Genomic DNA, 17,704 nt, shown 5'->3' on the forward strand with positions numbered 1-17,704 from the left:
CGGGCGGTGGCGATGTCGATGATTCAGAAAAGCTCGATTGGTTCCGTTAATTCCTGAACGATCCCGCAAAATGCAGGATGCACGATGGCCATTCATGCAGTTTGCACGACAACAGAAAATCATCTTGTTTTTAAGCTATTGATTTATAACAGTTTTATTTTTATCCGATGCTGGCACAATCACTGCAACCTCCTTTGCATGCTTGCCATTCAAGTGCATACGGAGCTGAAAACATGAGCCTGATTCAAGAGAAATTTACCTCCCTGTTCTCCAACTTCGACGTCACCACCTCGCCGCGTCCCGATGGCGGGATTTTGCTGACGCTGCGTAGTGCCGACGGCAAAGTGTTCAAACGTGCACTGACGTATCAGCAACTGCATGCCGGCGACCAACTGTCGTGGGCGATCAGTGCGATTCGTCGTGACCTGGCCGAACAGGCCAGCGAGTTGCCGCAGATTGCGATGCTGCAGAGCCAGCAGCGTTTTGCCCTGCCGACTTATCACTCGCTGTAACTGCGTAAGAACTCGTTAAACAAAACAGGCCGTGGAGCTTTCGCTTCACGGCCTGTTTTTTTGTGCTCAGATTTATCCAGGAGCTGCGGAACGCTGCGATCTTTTGATTTTTAAGAACAAGATCAAAAGATCGCAGCGTGCCGCAGCTCAGTGTTTTGCGTAGACGTCAGAACGCTTCCGGTTCGATTCCGGTGAAGCTGTCGACGGTTACGTGACCCGCCAACTCCCCGCCTTCGCGAGCCAGACCGCAGGTCTGCATACCGGCAGACTGAGCGGCATCGAGCTCTTCGACGATGTCCGACAGAAACAGAATCTGCGCAGGTTCAACAGCAATCGCCTGTTGAATATTGGTGTAAGACTGCGTCTCACGTTTCGGTCCCGATGTGGTGTCGAAATAGCCGCTGAACAGCGGCGTCAGATCACCCGCTTCCGAGCAGCCGAAGATCAGCTTCTGCGCCTGGATCGAACCTGATGAATACACGAACAGTTGATAACCGGCCGCGTGCCAGCGTTGAAGTGCTTCAACTGCATCCGGGTAAACATGCCCTTTCAACTGCCCGGCCTGATAACCCTGCTCCCAGACCATGCCCTGCAACGCTTTGAGCGGCGTGGCTTTGCGGTCTTCGGCAATCCAGCTCAAAAGGATTTCAACAACCCGTTCAACGTCGGCCTGCGGTTCGTTGCTGTCACGACGTACGGCGTCGAGCTGCTCTGCGACATCGGCACGCTCTGCGTTCTGGCGCACGAAGTCCGGCAGGTGTTTGGCCGCGTACGGAAACAGCACGTCGAAGACGAAACTGACGGCGCTGGTGGTGCCTTCGATGTCGGTGAGGATGACTTTGATCGACATGGGCTCAGTCCTCCAGACGCGGGAAGCGACCGGCGATGTCTTCGCCGGTAAAATTGGCAACCCAGCCGTCCGGGTTGTTGAACAGGCGAATCGCGACAAAGTGCGGATGCTCGCCCATGTCGAACCAGTGCTTGGTGCCGGCGGGTACCGAGATCAGGTCATTCTTCTCGCAGAGTACGGCGTAGACGTAATCGTCGATGTGCAGAGTAAACAGCCCACGGCCGGCGACGAAAAATCTGACTTCGTCTTCGCCGTGGCGGTGTTCTTCGAGGAACTTGGCACGCAGTTCGGCTTTTTGCGGGTGGTCGCTGTTAAGGCTGATGACGTCGACGGTGACGTAACCGCGCTCGGTCATCAGTTTGTCGATCTGCTCTTTATAAGCGCTGATCACCTCTTCCTGCGTGGCGCCGGGCTGGATCTTCGCGGTGGCTTGCCAGCGGTCGAAGCGCACGCCCTGCTCGGCCAGAGTCGAGGCGATGTCTTCGAGATGGGTCAGCACCTTGTTCGGAATGTCAGGGCTGGAAACGTGATAGACGGACAGGCTGCTCATTGGGGCAATTCCTCGGTATCGGCCTTGCCGTCCGGTTCTTGCAGACCGGTCGGGCACAGCATTTCATCAGGCAAATGGGCGACTTCGGGTGAAGTCAGCCTTGGCGGTTCATGACGCTGCGGGTTTTCAACTCGCATTCAAACAGGAATTCAAAGGCTTCGATCTGGCGCAGTGCATCGCTCATCTGCGCACCCCAGGTGTAGAGGCCGTGACCGCGAATCAGATAACCGACGCAATCGGGATGGGCGTCGAGCCAAGGCTGCACCTTGGCAGCGAGGCGCGCAATGTCCTGATCGTTGTCGAAAATCGGCACGCGCACCCGGGATTCATGGGTCGAGATGCCGCTGAAGGCTTTTTGCAGTTCGTAGTCTTCGAACTCGATAAAGTCTTGCGGGGTCAGGCGCGACAGCACCGTGGCATTGACCGAATGAGTGTGCAGCACCGCACCGATCTCCGGGCGCCAGCTGTAGAGCTGGGTGTGCAGCAAGGTTTCGGCGGACGGTTTTTTGCCCGGCTCCAGGCTGTTACCGGACAGGTCGGTGGCAAGCACATCGTCCAGTCCCAACTGACCCTTGTGCTTGCCGGACACGGTTAACAACGCTTCGCTGGCCGACAGGCGCGTCGAATAATTGCTGCTGGTGGCCGGTGACCAGCCGCGACCATAAAGGAAACGCCCGGCGTCGACGATTTGCTGGGCGAGTTGTTCACGCGTAAGGCTCATGGCCTGTCCTCTTGCATCCGTGTGGCAATGATAACGGCAGCCGCGAGCGCCGCGAGACTGGCAATACTAAAGGTCAATGTCGCCCCGAGGGCATTCCAGCTGTAGCCGGAATACAACGCGCCCAGCGCACCGCCGGTGCCGGCCAGTGCCGCATACAGCGCCTGGCCCTGCCCCTGTTGACGCGCACCGAAGCTACGTTGCACGAACTGGATGGCAGCGGCGTGAAAACTGCCGAAAGTCGCCGCATGCAGAACCTGCGCAAACAGCAGAACCCAGAGAAACTCGGCGAACGAACCTAGCAGTAACCAGCGCAGGGCCGCCAACAGAAAACTGGCCAGCAGCACCCGGCGTACTGAGAACCGCGCCAGAATCCGGCTCATGGCCATGAACATCAGTACTTCAGCGACTACACCGACCGCCCAGAGCATGCCGATCACGCCTCGTGTGTAACCGAGTTTTTCCAGGTGCAGCGTCAAAAAGGTGTATACGGGCCGTGGCTCATTTGCATCAGCGCCACGCAGCCGTAAAACGCGAGCACGCCAGGGCTGCGCAATTGTTTGAGAAAGCCCTCCCCGCCCGGTCGGTTACCCTGCGCCGGTTGCGCGTTCGGCACCCACAAACTGCTGAGGACGATGCCGGCCATGATCAACACCAGCGCCGCTGGGTAGATGTCAAGACTGAGCCATTCGAACAGACGCCCCAAAGCGACCACGGTGATGATGAAACCAATCGAGCCCCACAGGCGGATCTGGCTGTAACGCGAGGTCTGGCCCTGTAAATGCGCCAGTGTGATGACTTCGAACTGCGGCAACACCGCGTGCCAGAAGAACGCGTGCAAAGCCATGACCATCGCCAGCCAGGCGTAGCTCTTGCTGACGAAAATCAACGAGAAGGTCAGCAACGTGCAAACCGCGCCGAAGCGCACGATGGCCAGACGTTTGCCGGTGTAATCACCCAGCCAGCCCCAGATGTTTGGCGCCACACAGCGCATCAACATCGGGATTGCCACCAGTTCGCCGATGCGCGCGGCGCTGAACCCGAGGTGATCGAAGTACAGCGCCAGAAACGGCGCCGTCGAACCGAGCAAGGCGAAATAGAACAGATAAAAACTGGACAGCCGCCAGTAAGGAAGCGCCGCCACGCCCTTCAAGCCGCAGCGGCTTTGATATCTGCCATCAGAGCTGACCCAGCACCGGCGTGTTCACGCGCACGTCGGCGTTCTGCCCACGGTGACGCAACAGGTGATCCATCAGCACGATGGCCATCATCGCCTCGGCAATCGGCGTGGCGCGGATACCCACGCACGGGTCGTGACGGCCCTTGGTGATCACATCGACCGGGTTGCCATCGACATCAATCGAACGGCCCGGCGTGGTGATGCTCGAGGTTGGCTTGAGTGCCAGATGCGCAACGATCGGCTGACCGGACGAGATACCGCCGAGAATGCCGCCAGCGTTGTTGCTGAGGAAACCTTCCGGGGTCATTTCATCACGATGCTCGGTGCCGCGCTGGGCAACGCATGCGAAACCGGCGCCGATTTCCACGCCTTTAACCGCGTTGATGCTCATCAGCGCATGGGCCAGTTCGGCGTCGAGACGATCAAAAATCGGCTCGCCCAGACCCGGCATCACGCCTTCGGCGACCACGGTGATTTTCGCTCCGACCGAATCCTGATCACGACGCAACTGGTCCATGTAGGCTTCGAGCTCGGGGACTTTGTCCGGGTCAGGGCTGAAGAAGGCGTTCTCTTCAACCGAATCCCAGGTCTTGAACGGGATTTCGATCGGGCCGAGCTGGCTCATATAGCCACGAATGACGATGCCCTGGGTGGCGAGGAATCTCTTCGCAATCGCACCCGCCGCCACACGCATCGCGGTCTCGCGCGCCGAGCTGCGGCCACCGCCACGGTAGTCGCGCTCGCCGTATTTGTGGTGATAGGTGTAGTCGGCGTGAGCCGGGCGGAACAGATCCTTGATCGCCGAGTAGTCCTTGGACTTCTGGTCGGTGTTGCGGATCAGCAGGCCAATCGAGCAACCGGTGGTGCGCCCCTCGAACACGCCGGAAAGGATTTCGACTTCGTCGGGCTCTTGGCGCTGGGTGGTGTGGCGGCTGGTGCCGGGCTTGCGGCGATCGAGGTCGCGTTGCAGGTCTGCGACACAAATCTCCAGGCCCGGCGGGCAGCCGTCGACAATGGCGACCAACGCCGGACCATGACTTTCGCCAGCGGTGGTGACAGTGAACAACTTGCCGTAGGTATTGCCGGACATGCAGGACGCTCCGTGAAATCAAACCCGAATTCTTGATGCGCGCCAGTATACGCAGGCTAACCCAGTAGTTCATCCTCGAACCTTAGTGGTGCTGGTGAGTCCAACCGGCACCTTGGCGAATGATGGCGTGATGATGCTGCGAGTTCTGATCTTGAGTCTTACCCTCTTTACTGGCTTTGCCCAGGCGACTGTCCTACAGCGCCCGATGTCTCTGGACACCGGCAGCGGCGAACTTTTCGGCTCGCTGTTGCTGCCAAAATCCGACAAGCCTGTGCCGGTTGTCCTGATCATTTCTGGCTCAGGTCCTACGGATCGTGACGGAAACAACCCTGACGGCGGGCGCAACGACAGCCTCAAACGGCTGGCCTGGGTCTTGGCCAAACACAACATCGCCAGCGTGCGTTACGACAAGCGCGGCGTGGCTGCGAGCCTGGCGGCGACGCCGGATGAGCGCAATCTGTCAGTCGAGGCCTACGCGGCCGACGCGGTGGCGTGGGGACAAAAGCTCAAGGCGGATCCGCGTTTCGGTCAACTGATTCTGCTCGGTCACAGTGAAGGCGCGCTGATCGCCACCCTCGCTGCGCCAAAGGTAGACGCGGCCGCCGTGATTTCCTTGTCCGGCAGTGCCCGGCCGGTCGATCAGGTGATTCGTGAACAACTGGCCCGCAGCCTGCCGCCGCCCTTGATGTTGCGCAGCAATGAACTGCTCGACAGCCTCAAGGCCGGTCACGTCGATGACAATGTGCCGGCGCAGCTGCAAGTGATATTCCGTCCGAGCGTGCAGCCGTATCTGATTTCGCTATTCCGTCAGGATCCCGCAAAAGCATTCGCACAATTGCCAATGCCGGCGCTGATTGTCCAGGGCAGCAACGACATGCAGGTCGGTACCGAAGACGCGAAATTGCTCAAGGCTGCCAAACCCGATGCCGAACTGGTGGTGATCGAAGGCATGAACCATGTGCTGCGCATCGTGCATAACGACATGAAGCGGCAATTGGCCTCCTACAAGGATCCAAACTTGCCGCTGGCTGCGGAGCTTGGTGCGCAAATCATCGAGTTTATTGACGGACTTCGCACCCGTTAAGCCTCAACTGGGGGCGTTTCAGGCAGTTTTCCCGCCTGATCCCCCTCCAGTCCTGAAGAAAACGGCCGATAAGCCTTTGTCGCCAGCGCAATAGCTGGTGACAAGCAGGGCTTGGACAGGATCTCGCCGTTATGACTGATACGCAGACTTCACCCGACACCACCGCTGAAAAAGACGCACCGCCAGCGGTCGAGCTGCCGTGGGCGGATGTCCACGCCGAGCACCACAAGATGCTCCGCCTGGCCCCGTTGCAGACCGACCGCAACACCGGTGGCCGGCCGCTGCGCTTTGTCGAGTTCGGTTACGCCGAACGCAACAGCAAAGAACAAAGCCTGATGCGCATGGCGATCAAACTGCCTGGCCAGCGCGTGCGCAAAGAACAGAATCTGCTCGATGTGTGGGTCAATCACACCACCAAACGTGTGCATTTCGGCCCGGACAGCGGCTTGCAGATCGAACCGTTGAACCGTGGCATCGGCCGTTTCGTCGCTGCGCAAGGCATCAACTGGGCGAAAAAACGCTGGCCCACCTACACCGTCGACGGCATGGACTTGAACAACAAGGACGCGCTGAACGAGGACACTCGCCTGCGTCGCGATCATTTCCTGCGCGTGCATGGTTTTGATGTGGCGTACGCCGATGCGCAGCATTTGAAGGGCAGCGTCAAGGAAGTGCAGGTCGGTGACTTGCTGGGTGACTGGAACAGCGAAAAGCTGCAAGTCGTCGAAATTCTTGAAGCGGCGCAGATGCTTCAGCAGGCTGAGCAGAATCTGGCCGAGCAGGAAGTGAAGCTCAAAAAGCAGGAAGACAAGGTCAGCAAGTTCAAGCGCGAAGACGCTGGGCTGCGGTTCACCATTACGTGTCTGGTGGCGTTCGCGGTGTTTCAGGCGGGGTTGTTGATCTGGATTGCGACACACCGGTAGATCAAAAGATCGCAGCCTGCGGCAGCTCCTACACGGGGATGGTGTACACCTGCCGAAGGCTGCGATCTTTTGCTTTTAAAGGGTTATACGCGTGACGCGAACAGCGCCTGATGATCGCGGCACTGCTCTGCGGTCAGCATGAACACGCCATGCCCGCCGCGCTGGAACTCAAGCCAGGCAAAATCGACTTCCGGGTACAGCGCATCAACGTGCACCTGGCTATTGCCGACTTCAACAATCAGCAAACCCTTCTCGGTCAGATGATCCGCCGCTTCGGCGAGCATCCGTCGCACCAGGTTCAGACCGTCATCACCGCAGGCCAGACCCAACTCCGGTTCGTGTTGATATTCGTCCGGCATGTCGGCGAAATCTTCGGCATCCACGTAAGGCGGGTTCGACACGATCAGGTCGAAACGCTGACCCGGCAATCCATCAAAGCCATCGCCCTGCACGGTGTACACGCGCTCATCGACGCCATGGCGTTCGATATTCTGATTGGCCACTTCCAGCGCTTCGAACGACAGGTCCGCCAGCACGACTTCAGCGTTCTGGAACTCGTAAGCGCAGGCGATACCGATGCAACCGGAGCCGGTGCACAGGTCAAGAATTCGCGCAGGTTCATCGCCGATCCAAGGCGCAAAACGGTTTTCGATCAGCTCGCCAATCGGCGAACGCGGAATCAACACACGCTCATCGACAATGAACGACATGCCGCAGAACCACGCTTCACCCAACAGATAAGCCGTTGGAATGCGCTCTTCGATGCGGCGTTTGAGCAGGCGTTGCAGATTAACCAGCTCATCGTCTTCCAGCGCGCAATCCAGATAGCTATCGGCGATTTCCCACGGCAGGTGCAGAGCCCCCAGCACCAACTGGCGGGCTTCGTCCCACGCATTGTCGGTGCCATGGCCGAAAAACAGATCCTCCCCATGGAAGCGGCTGACGGCCCAACGGATATGGTCGCGCAGGGTACGAAGTCGGGAAGTGATCACGGGGCAGAACTCCAGAAAAAACGACTGGCGATTCTACCAGCCAAAACGCGCTACGACGACGCAGGAAAAACACCGGGCCGACCGTAGGACTGTTCTGTTTTTCTTATCCGCTATTGAACAGAACGTGTAACTTGACAAGGCTGCAGGCCAATAACGACGGTGCCTACGATGGTAGCGATTCACAGAACCGCTCAGCCAGAGGACAATGCCGCAAAAGCCCCACCCCAAGGAGCCCCAGAATGTCCGTTCCAAAAACGATGTTTCAACTCAGCGGTCGCGGTTACGCAGCGGCCACACTGAGCCATGCGACCGTGGTCATCATCGATGCCCAGAAAGAATATCTCAGTGGCCCGCTGGCCCTGAGCGGCATGGACGCGGCCGTCGCAAACATCAAACAAGTGGTTGCCGCAGCCCGTGCAGCCGGTCGGCCGATTGTGCACGTGCGTCACCTCGGCACCGTCGGTGGCCTGTTCGACCCGCAAGGTGAACGCGGCGAATTCATCCCCGGCCTTGAGCCGCAAGGTGATGAAACCATCATCGGCAAACTGCTGCCGAGCGCGTTTCACGGCACTGAATTGCTCGATCGCCTGCAAAACCTCGGCTCGCTGGACCTGATCGTTTGCGGCTTCATGAGCCATTCCAGCGTCAGCACCACCGTGCGCGCAGCGAAGAACCTGGGTTTCCGCTGTACCCTGGTTGAAGACGCTTGCGCCACCCGTGACTTGCCGTTCAAGGGCCGTGTACTCAGCGCCGAACTCGTACAGGAGGCGGAAATGGCGATCATGGCCGACAACTTCGCCACGCTCGCTTTGACTCAAGACCTGATCTGATCGCCGCTTGATGAGCGGCTCATGCCGCCGCTCATCCGCAAAAGCCTCTCATTTGCCGCAAATGCCATAGCCTCAGGAACAACCCGGTCAACTCCCGGTCGAAGGGCCGATACCATTGAGGAAGGTCGGAATGAAGTTATCCGATGGATTTGACGCACGCCGCTTGCGGCCCAAAGGCCAAAGCAACTGGCGTTTTCGCTTCGGCGCAGCATTCGCCGCCATTCTGGCGACGTTTGGCGTGCTGCTGGCGATGGCCGGTGCTGCCAGCCTGCTGGGACGCCCGCCGGCGCTCGGTGACTTGAACGCCACGCCCATGGGCTCGGCGATTATTCTGGCGGTCGGTTTGCTGTTTCTGTATTTCGGTGTCGCCCTATGGCGTCGCTGCCGCCGTCGCGCACGGCAATCGCGGGAACTGAACATGTCCCCGCACCTGATGAAAAAACACGACTGATCGACGGCCTGGCTTTTTGCCGGGCCGTTTTGTTTCGACTTGGGTAAACTGGCCGCCCTTCGCGGAGGCTGACATGCAAGACGACGATTTTTCCCTGTTCAAAAACGAGCTGCGCGGCGTCAAGCCGATCAAGCACGATCGCGCCGACACCGGCAAACCCAAGACTGACCGCGCCCAGATCGCCAAGCTGCGCCAATCGGCCACCGTGCGCACCGACCAAGCTACCGTTGACGGTCTGTCGGATCAGTTCGTGATCGACGTCGGCCCGGAAGACGAGCTGATGTGGGCTCGCGACGGGGTTCAGGAAAGTCAGATGCGCAAGCTCAAGGTCGGGCAGATCCCGTTCGAAGGCAGCCTCGACCTGCACGGCATGAACGTGGAAAAGGCCCGGGAAACCCTCTGGGCGTTCCTCGCCGAAGCGACCAAATTCGAAATCCGCTGCGTGCGCGTCACCCACGGCAAGGCTGTGCGGCTGGACGGCAAGCGGCCAATGATCAAAAGCCACGTCAACACCTGGTTGCGCCAGCACGCGCAAGTGCTGGGTTTCTGCTCATGCCAGGCCCGACATGGCGGCGCCGGCGCGGTTTACGTGATGCTCAAACGCACCATGATGGAAGGCCGCGACGAATAATCGCGTTACACCGAACTTGCAGGGGCGTGTCCGCCACCGTACCCTTGCCCTTTGCGAAAATCCCCACAGGTAGTTTCATGTCCCTGGAACAGAATTACACCGCGATTCTCGGCCAATTGGGCGAGGACGTCTCCCGCGAGGGCCTGCTCGACACGCCAAAGCGTGCCGCCAAAGCCATGCAGTACCTCTGCCGCGGTTACGAACAGACGCTTGAAGAGGTCACCAACGGTGCCCTGTTCAGCTCCGACAACAGCGAAATGGTGCTGGTCAAGGACATCGAGTTGTATTCGTTGTGCGAACACCACCTGCTGCCGTTTATCGGCAAGGCTCACGTCGCGTATATCCCGAGCGGCAAAGTGCTGGGCCTGTCGAAAGTCGCGCGGATCGTCGACATGTACGCCCGTCGCCTGCAGATTCAGGAAAACCTCAGCCGCCAGATCGCCGACGCGGTGCAGCAAGTTACCGGTGCGCTGGGCGTTGCCGTGGTGATCGAGGCCAAGCACATGTGCATGATGATGCGCGGTGTCGAGAAGCAGAATTCGTCGATGATCACTTCGGTGATGCTCGGTGAGTTCCGGGAAAACGCTGCGACCCGCAGCGAATTCCTCAGCCTGATCAAGTAACTCGTCACACAAAAAAACCGGCGTTGATCGCCGGTTTTTTTTCGCCCGTGAAAAATCGGGTAAGCTGCGCGCCTTTCTCAATGTGCACCGTGAGGCTTTCAACGTGTTCGTCAAAGCGCTTCGTGTCGGCCTCGGCCAACTGGTTATTTTCGTCGACTTCATCACCCGTCCGGGCAAGAAACAGCGCCCCGCCGCTGCTCAGGCGCAAGTCGATGCGGCTGCCAAAGACCTGACCCTGTATCAGTTCCACGCCTGCCCGTTCTGTGTAAAAACCCGCCGCACCCTGCGTCGTTTGAACGTGCCGGTGGCGTTGAAGGATGCGAAGAACAACGAGCAGGATCGCCAGACGCTGCTGGAACAGGGCGGCCGGATCAAGGTGCCGTGCCTGCGCATTGAAGAGAATGGGCAGACGACCTGGATGTATGAGTCCAAGGTGATTATTGATTATCTGGATAAGCGGTTTGCGGCGGTCTGATGGATTGTGGTGTTGCTGATGTCCTCATCGCTGGCAAGCCAGCTCCCACAGGTTCTGTGAACGCCACAGATCACTGTGGGAGCTGGCTTGCCAGCGATGAGGCCAGTAAAGACACCGCAAATCCCAGACAAAAATAAACCGGCCCTCGAGCCGGTTTATTTGTTTTTCAGGCCGCTTTTTCTATCTGCGCCTGGCGCACCACCGCAGCCAATCGCTTCAGCCCTTCATCCAGTCGCGCCGGGTCGATGTGGCTGAAATTCAAACGCAAATGCCCATGATGGTTGTCCGGATCGGGAAAGAACGGCTCGCCCGGCATGAACGCCACATCATTGGCCAAGGCTTCGTTGAGCAACGTTCGCGTGTCCAGCGGCTGTTTCAACGTCAGCCAGAAAAACAGCCCACCCTGTGGCACGTTCCAGTCGGCCAGATCGGCAAAGTGCATTTGCAGTGCCGCTTGAAAGCCATCGCGACGCTCACGATAGAAGCCGCGCAATTCAGTTAAGTGCTGCTGATATTTTTCGCTGCCGATCCACTGCAACGCCTGCCACTGGCCGATGCGATTGGTGTGCAGGTCCGCTGATTGCTTGAGCTTGAGCAGATGCGGGAACAGATCCGGGCTGGCGATCAGGTAGCCGACACGCAAACCCGGCAGAAGGGTTTTCGACACGGTGCCGGTGTAGATCCAGCTGGATTTCTTCAGGCGTGCGGTGATCGGCTTGGCGCTGCCGCCATCGAACGTCAGTTCGCGGTACGGTTCGTCTTCGATCAGGGTCACGCCGAATTCGTCGAGCAGAGCGGCGACGGCTGCGCGCTTAGCCTCGCTGTAGCGCACGGCAGAGGGGTTCTGGAACGTCGGGATCAGGTAGATGAACGCCGGACGATGCTGTTCCAGGCGTGTGCGCAGTTGCGCAAGGTTCGGGCCGTCGGCCTCCTGCTGCACAGTCAGGCAATCAGCCCCGAACAGCTGGAAAATCTGCAATGCCGCCAGGTAAGTCGGCGCCTCCAGCAGAATCTCGGTGCCTTTGTCGATGTACAGTTTTGCCGCCAGATCCAGCGTTTGCTGAGAGCCGCTGACCACCAGCACCTGACTCGCCTCGCAGGCCAACCCCAGCGCCCTCGCCTCTGCTGCCAAGGCTTCACGCAATGCTGGTTCGCCCTCGCTCATACCGTACTGACCGAGCGACAGGGGCATGTCGGCCCATTCGACTTTCGGCAACATCGCTTCTGCCGGCAGGCCGCCGGCGAACGACATCACTTCCGGGCGCTGGGCTGCGGCAAGGATTTCACGGATCAGAGAACTTTTAAGGCGCGAAACACGTTCGGAAAATGCCATGGAGGTCACCGGTAGCAAGGCGTGTGAAAAATGAGTCAAACTTGTTGACTGAAATTACGACAGCTTGAGCGAGTACGTCAACATGATTGACCTTAAAAACCCCAGCAGTCAGCAGCAGGCCATGGAAGCGTTTTTCTTCGGTTATCAGGCGTTCACCGCCAAGGCTGACGAAATGCTCGAGCGCCGAGGTTTGTCACGGGTGCATCAGCGCATTGTGTTTTTCATCGCCCGCTACCCGAATCTGAGCGTCAAGGAGTTGCTGGCCTTGCTGGGCGTGAGCAAGCAGGCGCTGAACATGCCGTTGCGGCAATTGCAGGAAATGCATCTGGTGGACAGCGTCGCGTCAGAGACGGATAAGCGTAAGCGACTGCTGGCGTTGACTGCGGAAGGGGCAAAGTTTGAACAGGTGTTGCGGCGTGAACAGGTGAAATTGCTGGAGCGGGTGTTTGCCGAGGCTGGGGAGGTGGCGGTGAATGGTTGGTTGGCGGTGAATCTGGCGTTGGGGGACAGTCAGGCGACTTTTGATTGAATGCTCTGGCCTCATCGCTGGCAAGCCAGCTCCCACGGGGTTATGAGCTGACCACAGAATTCGGATCCACAAATAAACACTGTGGGAGCTGGCTTGCCAGCGATGAGGCTAGCAAGGGCGATATATCCCTATTGACGGACATTTCGTAAACAAAACAGAAAACAATATTTGCTTTATTTGTACACAAAAGCATAATCCACAGCGTGCGAGTTCCTGACCGCATGGTCAACAAATTCGCGTATGCCTCAAAGGGCCGCTGCCACCCCTCATGGGTCCGGCCCTGGAAATAACAATAAAACTCTTGAGGAGTACTCGCTGTGGAAAGCCGCAAATCCGAAGCATCGACGCTGGATCTCTCGCCGCCGTTACGCAATGGCTTGCTTGAGCGCCTGTTTAAACTCAGCTTGCATGGCACCACGGTGAAGACCGAGCTGATTGCCGGTCTGACAACCTTCATCACCATGGCTTACATCATCTTCGTCAACCCCAACATCATGGCCGATGCCGGGATTGACCACGGGGCCGCCTTCGTCGCCACCTGTATCGCCGCCGCACTGGGCTGCCTGTTGATGGGCCTGTACGCGAACTGGCCGGTTGGTCTGGCGCCGGGCATGGGCCTCAACGCGTTTTTCACCTACACCGTGGTCGGCACCATGGGCTACAACTGGGAAACCGCGCTCGGTGCGGTGTTTGTCTCGGGTGTGTTGTTCATGATTCTGACCTTCTCGCGGATCCGCGAATGGCTGCTCAACAGCATTCCGGTCAGCCTGCGCCACGCGATGGGCGCCGGTGTCGGTTTGTTTCTCGGGCTGATCGGTTTGAAAACCGCTGGCATCGTCGTCGATAGCCCGGCGACTCTGCTCAAACTGGGCTCTCTGCATGAAGCTGGCCCACTGCTCGCCGCGGTCTGCTTCCTGATGATCGCAATTCTCAGCTACCACCGCGTATTTGGCGCGATCCTCATCAGCATCATCACCGTCACCCTGGCCGGTTGGGGCCTGGGCCTCGTGCACTATCAAGGCATCATGTCGGCACCGCCAAGCCTGGCACCGACCTGGATGGCGATGAATGTGGCCGGCGTATTCAACGTCAGCATGATCAGCGTGGTCCTCGCGTTCCTCTTCGTGCACATGTTCGACACCGCCGGTACTCTGATGGGCGTTGCCCAGCGTGCCAATCTGGTGAACGCTGACGGTCGTATCGAAAACCTCTCCCGTGCCATGAAAGCCGACAGTGCTTCCAGTGTGTTCGGCGCCGTGGTCGGTGTTCCGCCCGTCACCAGTTATGTGGAAAGTGCCGCTGGCGTGGCCGCTGGTGGTCGGACTGGTCTTACCGCCGTCACCGTCGGTGTGCTATTTATAGCGGCGATGTTTTTTGCACCGCTGGCCGGCATGATTCCCGCCTACGCCACCGCCGGTGCACTGATCTACGTTGCAATGCTGATGATGGGCAGCATGGCCCACATCGAGTGGGACGAAGCCACCGACGCCATTCCGGCCATCGTCACCGCGATCATGATGCCGCTGACGTTTTCGGTTGCCGATGGTATTGCGCTGGGCTTCATCACTTATGTGGCGCTGAAAGCCGGCACCGGCAAATTCAAGGAAATTTCCGTCAGCCTGTGGGTGCTCTGCGCGATCTTCTTCGCCAAGTTCATCTTCCTGTAAGCGGCACGCGGTTCAAGCTTCAAAACGGCCTCACCCTTGCGGGTGGGGCTTTTGCACATTCTTGAGTACAACTAAAAAAGGAGAACGTGATGAGTCTGGAAACCTGGCTGCTGTTCAGCGGCGCTGCGCTGGTGGTGATCCTTATTCCGGGGCCACTGTCGTTGCTGATGATCAGCAACAGTCTGAATTACGGCTTGCGCCGTTCGTACCCGGCGTTTCTTGGCGGCGTGATTGCCTCGATCTGTTTGCTCAGTGCTTCCGCGCTGGGACTGGGTGCCCTGCTCCTGGCTTCGGAGCAACTGTTCAGCGCACTGAAAATTGTCGGTGCCCTGTACCTGTTCTATCTCGCCTGGCAGAGCTGGCAGCAATCGCGCCAGCCATCAGTGGCCGCCGAAGTACCGCAAGCGGCGCCGGTGCCACGCTTTCGCGCACTGTTCGGCCGTGCGTTTGTATTGGGTGCCAGCAACCCGAAAGACATCCTCTTCTTCGCCGCGTTTTTGCCGCAATTCCTCAGCGCCGAGCAAGCATTTCTGCCGCAGTTGCTGGTAATGATTGCAACCTGGACCCTCCTCGATCTGCTATGCAAACTCGCCTACGGCCTGAGCGCCCATGGTGCAGCCCGTTATTTGCGCAGCGGCAAAGGTCAGAGCTGGTTCAACCGGATCAGCGCCGGGTTGTTTGGCGGCGCAGGCGCGGCGTCCTTGCTCAGCAGCCATTCCTGAGAAAGACGACGATTGAGCGACGGTGTTGTAACTGCTGTTAATACTGTTTAACGGACTACAGCAGTTACAAACGCTGACAAAAATCAATTCAACTGAATCATGAAGTAACTCTATTCAATTCGATGTACGCCGCAACACCACGTAACAACACTTCGATATACACCAACCAAAATCCCTCTCTATATTCCTGCACAACTGACAACCAATACCAGAACAAGGAAGTTCTATATGGCCCAGCATCTGCAAATCCGCATTATCGAGATCCATGCCAACATCCCGGCGTTGAACTATTGTTTTTTCGCCGCGCCTTCCCCGCCCTCTTTTCACTGCCATTAGTGCCTGGCCTTGGCCCGCGTTTCACTGTGCCCAGGTGATTTTGCAGCTACCGAGTCCAATAAACCTGATGCACGACCGTTGCAATACGCCAGTCGTCCTCAGTGCAAAAATATTAATCCTTATTACCGCCCAATAATAATTCATCAATTCGAAGTGTATTAATGTTAAAGCCGACGAAGAAAATCAATACATCCAACAAAGACGGCACCTCAAGCTTAATCAGAACCGAAGACAACTCGGCCGCCGCCAACCGCCCCCGTAACCAGGTATCAGATCTACCTGGAAATGTCTCTGGTCCCGATGCTGGCCGACGCGCCAGCACTGAGCATCCGTTTCAACATCCCCCCCAGTCCGAGATTATCGTGACTGAAATTCCGGGATCGGTCAGGCCGGCTACCCCCCCGATAGTCAAGTCCGCGCTTAACATGATCATGTGGCCGCAAGACCGTGTCGGCGAGCTGATGCCGTTCGGGAGAAACACAGGGTTATTCGTCGTAACCGATGGCACGTTGATTGCCGATATAAAGGGGCTGGGCAAAACAGTAGTCGAGCGTACCAGCCAGGGCGAGTATCAGGTTCCCTTCCCGTTCGCACCCGGGGTGCCGGGGCCGATTCTTGCCAGGATCGCCGGTGAACCCTACTGGTACATCGAACGTCCAGGCTGGGTGAAGAAACCTGTACAGACGCCGCTGGACACAAGCGCACAACCATTCAAATTTTTACTTCCCGAACTGGCGAACCTGCTGGAACCCGCAAGCCCGCTTGACGGTATTCGTCACGATAAACTGGGCAGAACCTACGCTGATATTGATGGCGAAGGTACGGTGCTGATACGCAAAAATGACGACGGTGATTATCAGGCCAGCGACGTCAATGAGCGGGTCGCATCGGGTCCGTTAGTTGAGCGAATCTCCGGCACCGTTCTGTGGCGACGAATTCCGGAACGGCCTCCATCTCCTGAAAGTCCGCGGCTGTATATCCATGAGTCGCCCGACATGGACGCTGACACTGCGGCCACCCAGGTGAAACGACCGAGGCTGGAACAGGCTGGCGAGTCATCCGACCCGATGGAAGCCTCGAATACGGCGCAGCTCTTTCCCCAAACGACCGTTGAAAGTCCTTATCACTGGATGCAGTGGGTACATTACAACGACCTCCCGACTGGCCCATCGGTCAAGCTTGGCGGATTTGATTACACGGTTTTGCCGCCGGGTTCAGCTCCCGATGAATTGGCGGGGATGAACTTCTTGCAAAACCCCAATTCTCCGATCAGCCGCTTCGATGATTTCGAGCGCGTAATGCGCGAAGCGCCTGAACTTCAGCCGGTTGCCGTCTTTCCGAAAAGCAACCACTCCATGGAAGTTCCACCGGCGCACAAGCTTTTTCGTAAACCGTTGTCGCGGTCCGTCGCCGAGCGTTTCACCGAATTCTCCGAGGGAACGGCGCAGTCGGTCGCCAAAACCTTGTTCGAGCGCGCTGATAATTCACCGCAAATCACTTCCACGGGCCTCAACAATATCCATCAGGTCCTGGCCCATTGGAGCTTGAATCCCAAAGCCACCTCTGGCGTCCCGCTACTCGGCGACCCAATGCTCATGTTGCACGAGGCCCCGCGAATCGAACGGAACGGAACGACCTACCTGACGCTCAACGCCCAGGCGGAGGCACCGTTGCATCGCCTGAACTTTGATCCGAAGCTTTTTCCCGAAGACTGGAATTTCTACCTCAGAAGCCCTTCCAGCCAGGCCTTGAGGCAATTGACCGGTGGTCTGCTGGTGCGTGCCGGTTATGACGTCTTCCCGCTGACACCTCAGCATCAACCACCCACTTTGGTGTTCCGCAGTCTGGCAACAGACGATGTGTTCATCTTGAAACTGGCGGCGGTCGAGGGCAATGGCATCACCCTTTATACCTATCCCGGCACCGAGCTTTTTGACCCCTTGCTGCCCGCCTGCATTGGCAAGCCAGCCTACGACGCGGTGGTGGCGGCCGATGCGAAAAACCAGTTGATCTGGCTGCTGGGTGGCGTGCTCAACGTCGATTCGAAACCCGACTCGGTCTTCATCATCAGAGAGCGCTGATGACATCACCCCTTTATTCAGGAACAGATCCATGAAGCTACCCAAGAAAACCAGCGCATCCACGACACCCCCCTCCTCTTCTGCCTCACGGCCAGTGGCGGGTGCGGAATTACCTACCGATCCGATC

General features: G+C 58.2%; 18 protein-coding genes and 1 pseudogene. 12 read left to right on the plus strand and 7 right to left on the minus strand.

Annotated elements, in window-relative coordinates:
• The first annotated feature begins 233 nt into the window (after positions 1-233).
• Complete coding sequence (locus ICA16_RS27190) at positions 234-512, plus strand: DUF3509 domain-containing protein (RefSeq protein ID WP_150601301.1); 279 nt, start codon at positions 234-236, stop codon at positions 510-512.
• A 166-nt stretch (positions 513-678) separates the two neighbouring features.
• Here the strand turns inward: ICA16_RS27190 and mtnC are convergent, their stop codons facing one another.
• The 5 genes and pseudogenes from mtnC to aroC all read right to left on the minus strand — a co-directional run bounded on the left by mtnC (position 679) and on the right by aroC (position 4,900).
• On the minus strand, positions 679-1,362 hold the full coding sequence (mtnC, locus tag ICA16_RS27195) for an acireductone synthase (RefSeq protein ID WP_150601300.1): 684 nt from the start codon (positions 1,360-1,362) through the stop codon (positions 679-681).
• Between the two features lie 4 nt (positions 1,363-1,366).
• Positions 1,367-1,912 (minus strand): 1,2-dihydroxy-3-keto-5-methylthiopentene dioxygenase, encoded by a 546-nt coding sequence (locus ICA16_RS27200; protein WP_210553625.1) that lies wholly within the window; start codon positions 1,910-1,912, stop codon positions 1,367-1,369.
• Between the two features lie 94 nt (positions 1,913-2,006).
• Entirely contained in the window at positions 2,007-2,633 is a 627-nt protein-coding gene (locus ICA16_RS27205; protein WP_150649604.1) for a methylthioribulose 1-phosphate dehydratase, read from the minus strand.
• Positions 2,630-3,774: pseudogene (locus ICA16_RS27210) on the minus strand (MFS transporter). Before ICA16_RS27210 ends, ICA16_RS27205 begins: the two are co-directional and overlap by 4 nt.
• A gap of 34 nt (positions 3,775-3,808) precedes the next feature.
• Positions 3,809-4,900: a chorismate synthase gene (aroC, locus tag ICA16_RS27215; protein WP_210553627.1), complete on the minus strand. Its 1,092-nt coding sequence runs from the start codon at positions 4,898-4,900 to the stop codon at positions 3,809-3,811.
• Positions 4,901-5,030: 130 nt separating this feature from the next.
• Between aroC and ICA16_RS27220 the strand changes: the two genes are divergently transcribed.
• Both ICA16_RS27220 and ICA16_RS27225 read left to right on the plus strand, forming a co-directional pair.
• On the plus strand, positions 5,031-5,984 hold the full coding sequence (locus ICA16_RS27220) for an alpha/beta hydrolase (protein ID WP_210702091.1): 954 nt from the start codon (positions 5,031-5,033) through the stop codon (positions 5,982-5,984).
• A 131-nt stretch (positions 5,985-6,115) separates the two neighbouring features.
• A complete protein-coding gene (locus tag ICA16_RS27225) occupies positions 6,116-6,907 on the plus strand; it encodes a hypothetical protein (RefSeq protein ID WP_150618556.1) in 792 nt (263 codons plus the stop codon).
• Between the two features lie 83 nt (positions 6,908-6,990).
• On the opposite strand, the gene prmB is transcribed toward ICA16_RS27225, so the two are convergent.
• Positions 6,991-7,899 (minus strand): 50S ribosomal protein L3 N(5)-glutamine methyltransferase, encoded by a 909-nt coding sequence (gene prmB / locus ICA16_RS27230; protein ID WP_150618555.1) that lies wholly within the window; start codon positions 7,897-7,899, stop codon positions 6,991-6,993.
• A 239-nt stretch (positions 7,900-8,138) separates the two neighbouring features.
• Here prmB and ICA16_RS27235 point away from each other — a divergent pair, with 239 nt between their 5' ends.
• The 5 genes from ICA16_RS27235 (at position 8,139) to ICA16_RS27255 (ending at position 10,909) form a co-directional block, all read left to right on the plus strand.
• Positions 8,139-8,729: a cysteine hydrolase family protein gene (locus ICA16_RS27235; RefSeq protein ID WP_053118675.1), complete on the plus strand. Its 591-nt coding sequence runs from the start codon at positions 8,139-8,141 to the stop codon at positions 8,727-8,729.
• A 130-nt stretch (positions 8,730-8,859) separates the two neighbouring features.
• On the plus strand, positions 8,860-9,180 hold the full coding sequence (locus tag ICA16_RS27240; RefSeq protein ID WP_042558444.1) for a hypothetical protein: 321 nt from the start codon (positions 8,860-8,862) through the stop codon (positions 9,178-9,180).
• A 73-nt stretch (positions 9,181-9,253) separates the two neighbouring features.
• Positions 9,254-9,811, plus strand: a complete 558-nt coding sequence (locus ICA16_RS27245) for a Smr/MutS family protein (protein ID WP_210702092.1) — start codon at positions 9,254-9,256, stop codon at positions 9,809-9,811.
• 77 nt (positions 9,812-9,888) lie between these two features.
• Positions 9,889-10,434 (plus strand): GTP cyclohydrolase I FolE, encoded by a 546-nt coding sequence (gene folE / locus ICA16_RS27250; protein WP_003204506.1) that lies wholly within the window; start codon positions 9,889-9,891, stop codon positions 10,432-10,434.
• Between the two features lie 103 nt (positions 10,435-10,537).
• Positions 10,538-10,909: a glutathione S-transferase N-terminal domain-containing protein gene (locus tag ICA16_RS27255; RefSeq protein ID WP_115148227.1), complete on the plus strand. Its 372-nt coding sequence runs from the start codon at positions 10,538-10,540 to the stop codon at positions 10,907-10,909.
• 166 nt (positions 10,910-11,075) lie between these two features.
• On the opposite strand, the gene ICA16_RS27260 is transcribed toward ICA16_RS27255, so the two are convergent.
• The gene (locus ICA16_RS27260) at positions 11,076-12,242 is read right to left on the minus strand and encodes an aminotransferase-like domain-containing protein (RefSeq protein WP_210702093.1); all 1,167 of its coding nucleotides are present in this window, start codon (positions 12,240-12,242) and stop codon (positions 11,076-11,078) included.
• 82 nt (positions 12,243-12,324) lie between these two features.
• Between ICA16_RS27260 and ICA16_RS27265 the strand changes: the two genes are divergently transcribed.
• The 4 genes from ICA16_RS27265 (at position 12,325) to ICA16_RS27280 (ending at position 17,577) form a co-directional block, all read left to right on the plus strand.
• Positions 12,325-12,771, plus strand: coding sequence for a MarR family winged helix-turn-helix transcriptional regulator (locus ICA16_RS27265; protein ID WP_210702094.1), 447 nt, complete (start codon positions 12,325-12,327; stop codon positions 12,769-12,771).
• Positions 12,772-13,088: 317 nt separating this feature from the next.
• On the plus strand, positions 13,089-14,438 hold the full coding sequence (locus ICA16_RS27270; protein WP_042558436.1) for an NCS2 family permease: 1,350 nt from the start codon (positions 13,089-13,091) through the stop codon (positions 14,436-14,438).
• A gap of 89 nt (positions 14,439-14,527) precedes the next feature.
• On the plus strand, positions 14,528-15,160 hold the full coding sequence (locus tag ICA16_RS27275; protein WP_150618550.1) for a LysE family translocator: 633 nt from the start codon (positions 14,528-14,530) through the stop codon (positions 15,158-15,160).
• 497 nt (positions 15,161-15,657) lie between these two features.
• A complete protein-coding gene (locus ICA16_RS27280) occupies positions 15,658-17,577 on the plus strand; it encodes a hypothetical protein (protein WP_210702095.1) in 1,920 nt (639 codons plus the stop codon).
• The last annotated feature ends 127 nt before the right edge of the window (positions 17,578-17,704 follow it).

The organism is Pseudomonas anatoliensis, from assembly GCF_017976235.1.
Taxonomy (GTDB): Bacteria; Pseudomonadota; Gammaproteobacteria; order Pseudomonadales; family Pseudomonadaceae; genus Aquipseudomonas; species Aquipseudomonas anatoliensis.

Bases quoted from the DNA above. Each gene is read 5' to 3' on its own strand.
- ICA16_RS27190 (WP_150601301.1), top strand. From the start codon at position 234: ATGAGCCTGATTCAAGAGAAATTTACCTCCCTGTTCTCCAACTTCGAC.
- mtnC (WP_150601300.1), bottom strand. From the start codon at position 1,362: ATGTCGATCAAAGTCATCCTCACCGACATCGAAGGCACCACCAGCGCC.
- ICA16_RS27200 (WP_210553625.1), bottom strand. From the start codon at position 1,912: ATGAGCAGCCTGTCCGTCTATCACGTTTCCAGCCCTGACATTCCGAAC.
- ICA16_RS27205 (WP_150649604.1), bottom strand. From the start codon at position 2,633: ATGAGCCTTACGCGTGAACAACTCGCCCAGCAAATCGTCGACGCCGGG.
- aroC (WP_210553627.1), bottom strand. From the start codon at position 4,900: ATGTCCGGCAATACCTACGGCAAGTTGTTCACTGTCACCACCGCTGGC.
- ICA16_RS27220 (WP_210702091.1), top strand. From the start codon at position 5,031: ATGATGCTGCGAGTTCTGATCTTGAGTCTTACCCTCTTTACTGGCTTT.
- ICA16_RS27225 (WP_150618556.1), top strand. From the start codon at position 6,116: ATGACTGATACGCAGACTTCACCCGACACCACCGCTGAAAAAGACGCA.
- ICA16_RS27235 (WP_053118675.1), top strand. From the start codon at position 8,139: ATGTCCGTTCCAAAAACGATGTTTCAACTCAGCGGTCGCGGTTACGCA.
- ICA16_RS27240 (WP_042558444.1), top strand. From the start codon at position 8,860: ATGAAGTTATCCGATGGATTTGACGCACGCCGCTTGCGGCCCAAAGGC.
- ICA16_RS27245 (WP_210702092.1), top strand. From the start codon at position 9,254: ATGCAAGACGACGATTTTTCCCTGTTCAAAAACGAGCTGCGCGGCGTC.
- folE (WP_003204506.1), top strand. From the start codon at position 9,889: ATGTCCCTGGAACAGAATTACACCGCGATTCTCGGCCAATTGGGCGAG.
- ICA16_RS27260 (WP_210702093.1), bottom strand. From the start codon at position 12,242: ATGGCATTTTCCGAACGTGTTTCGCGCCTTAAAAGTTCTCTGATCCGT.
- ICA16_RS27265 (WP_210702094.1), top strand. From the start codon at position 12,325: ATGATTGACCTTAAAAACCCCAGCAGTCAGCAGCAGGCCATGGAAGCG.
- ICA16_RS27275 (WP_150618550.1), top strand. From the start codon at position 14,528: ATGAGTCTGGAAACCTGGCTGCTGTTCAGCGGCGCTGCGCTGGTGGTG.
- ICA16_RS27280 (WP_210702095.1), top strand. From the start codon at position 15,658: ATGTTAAAGCCGACGAAGAAAATCAATACATCCAACAAAGACGGCACC.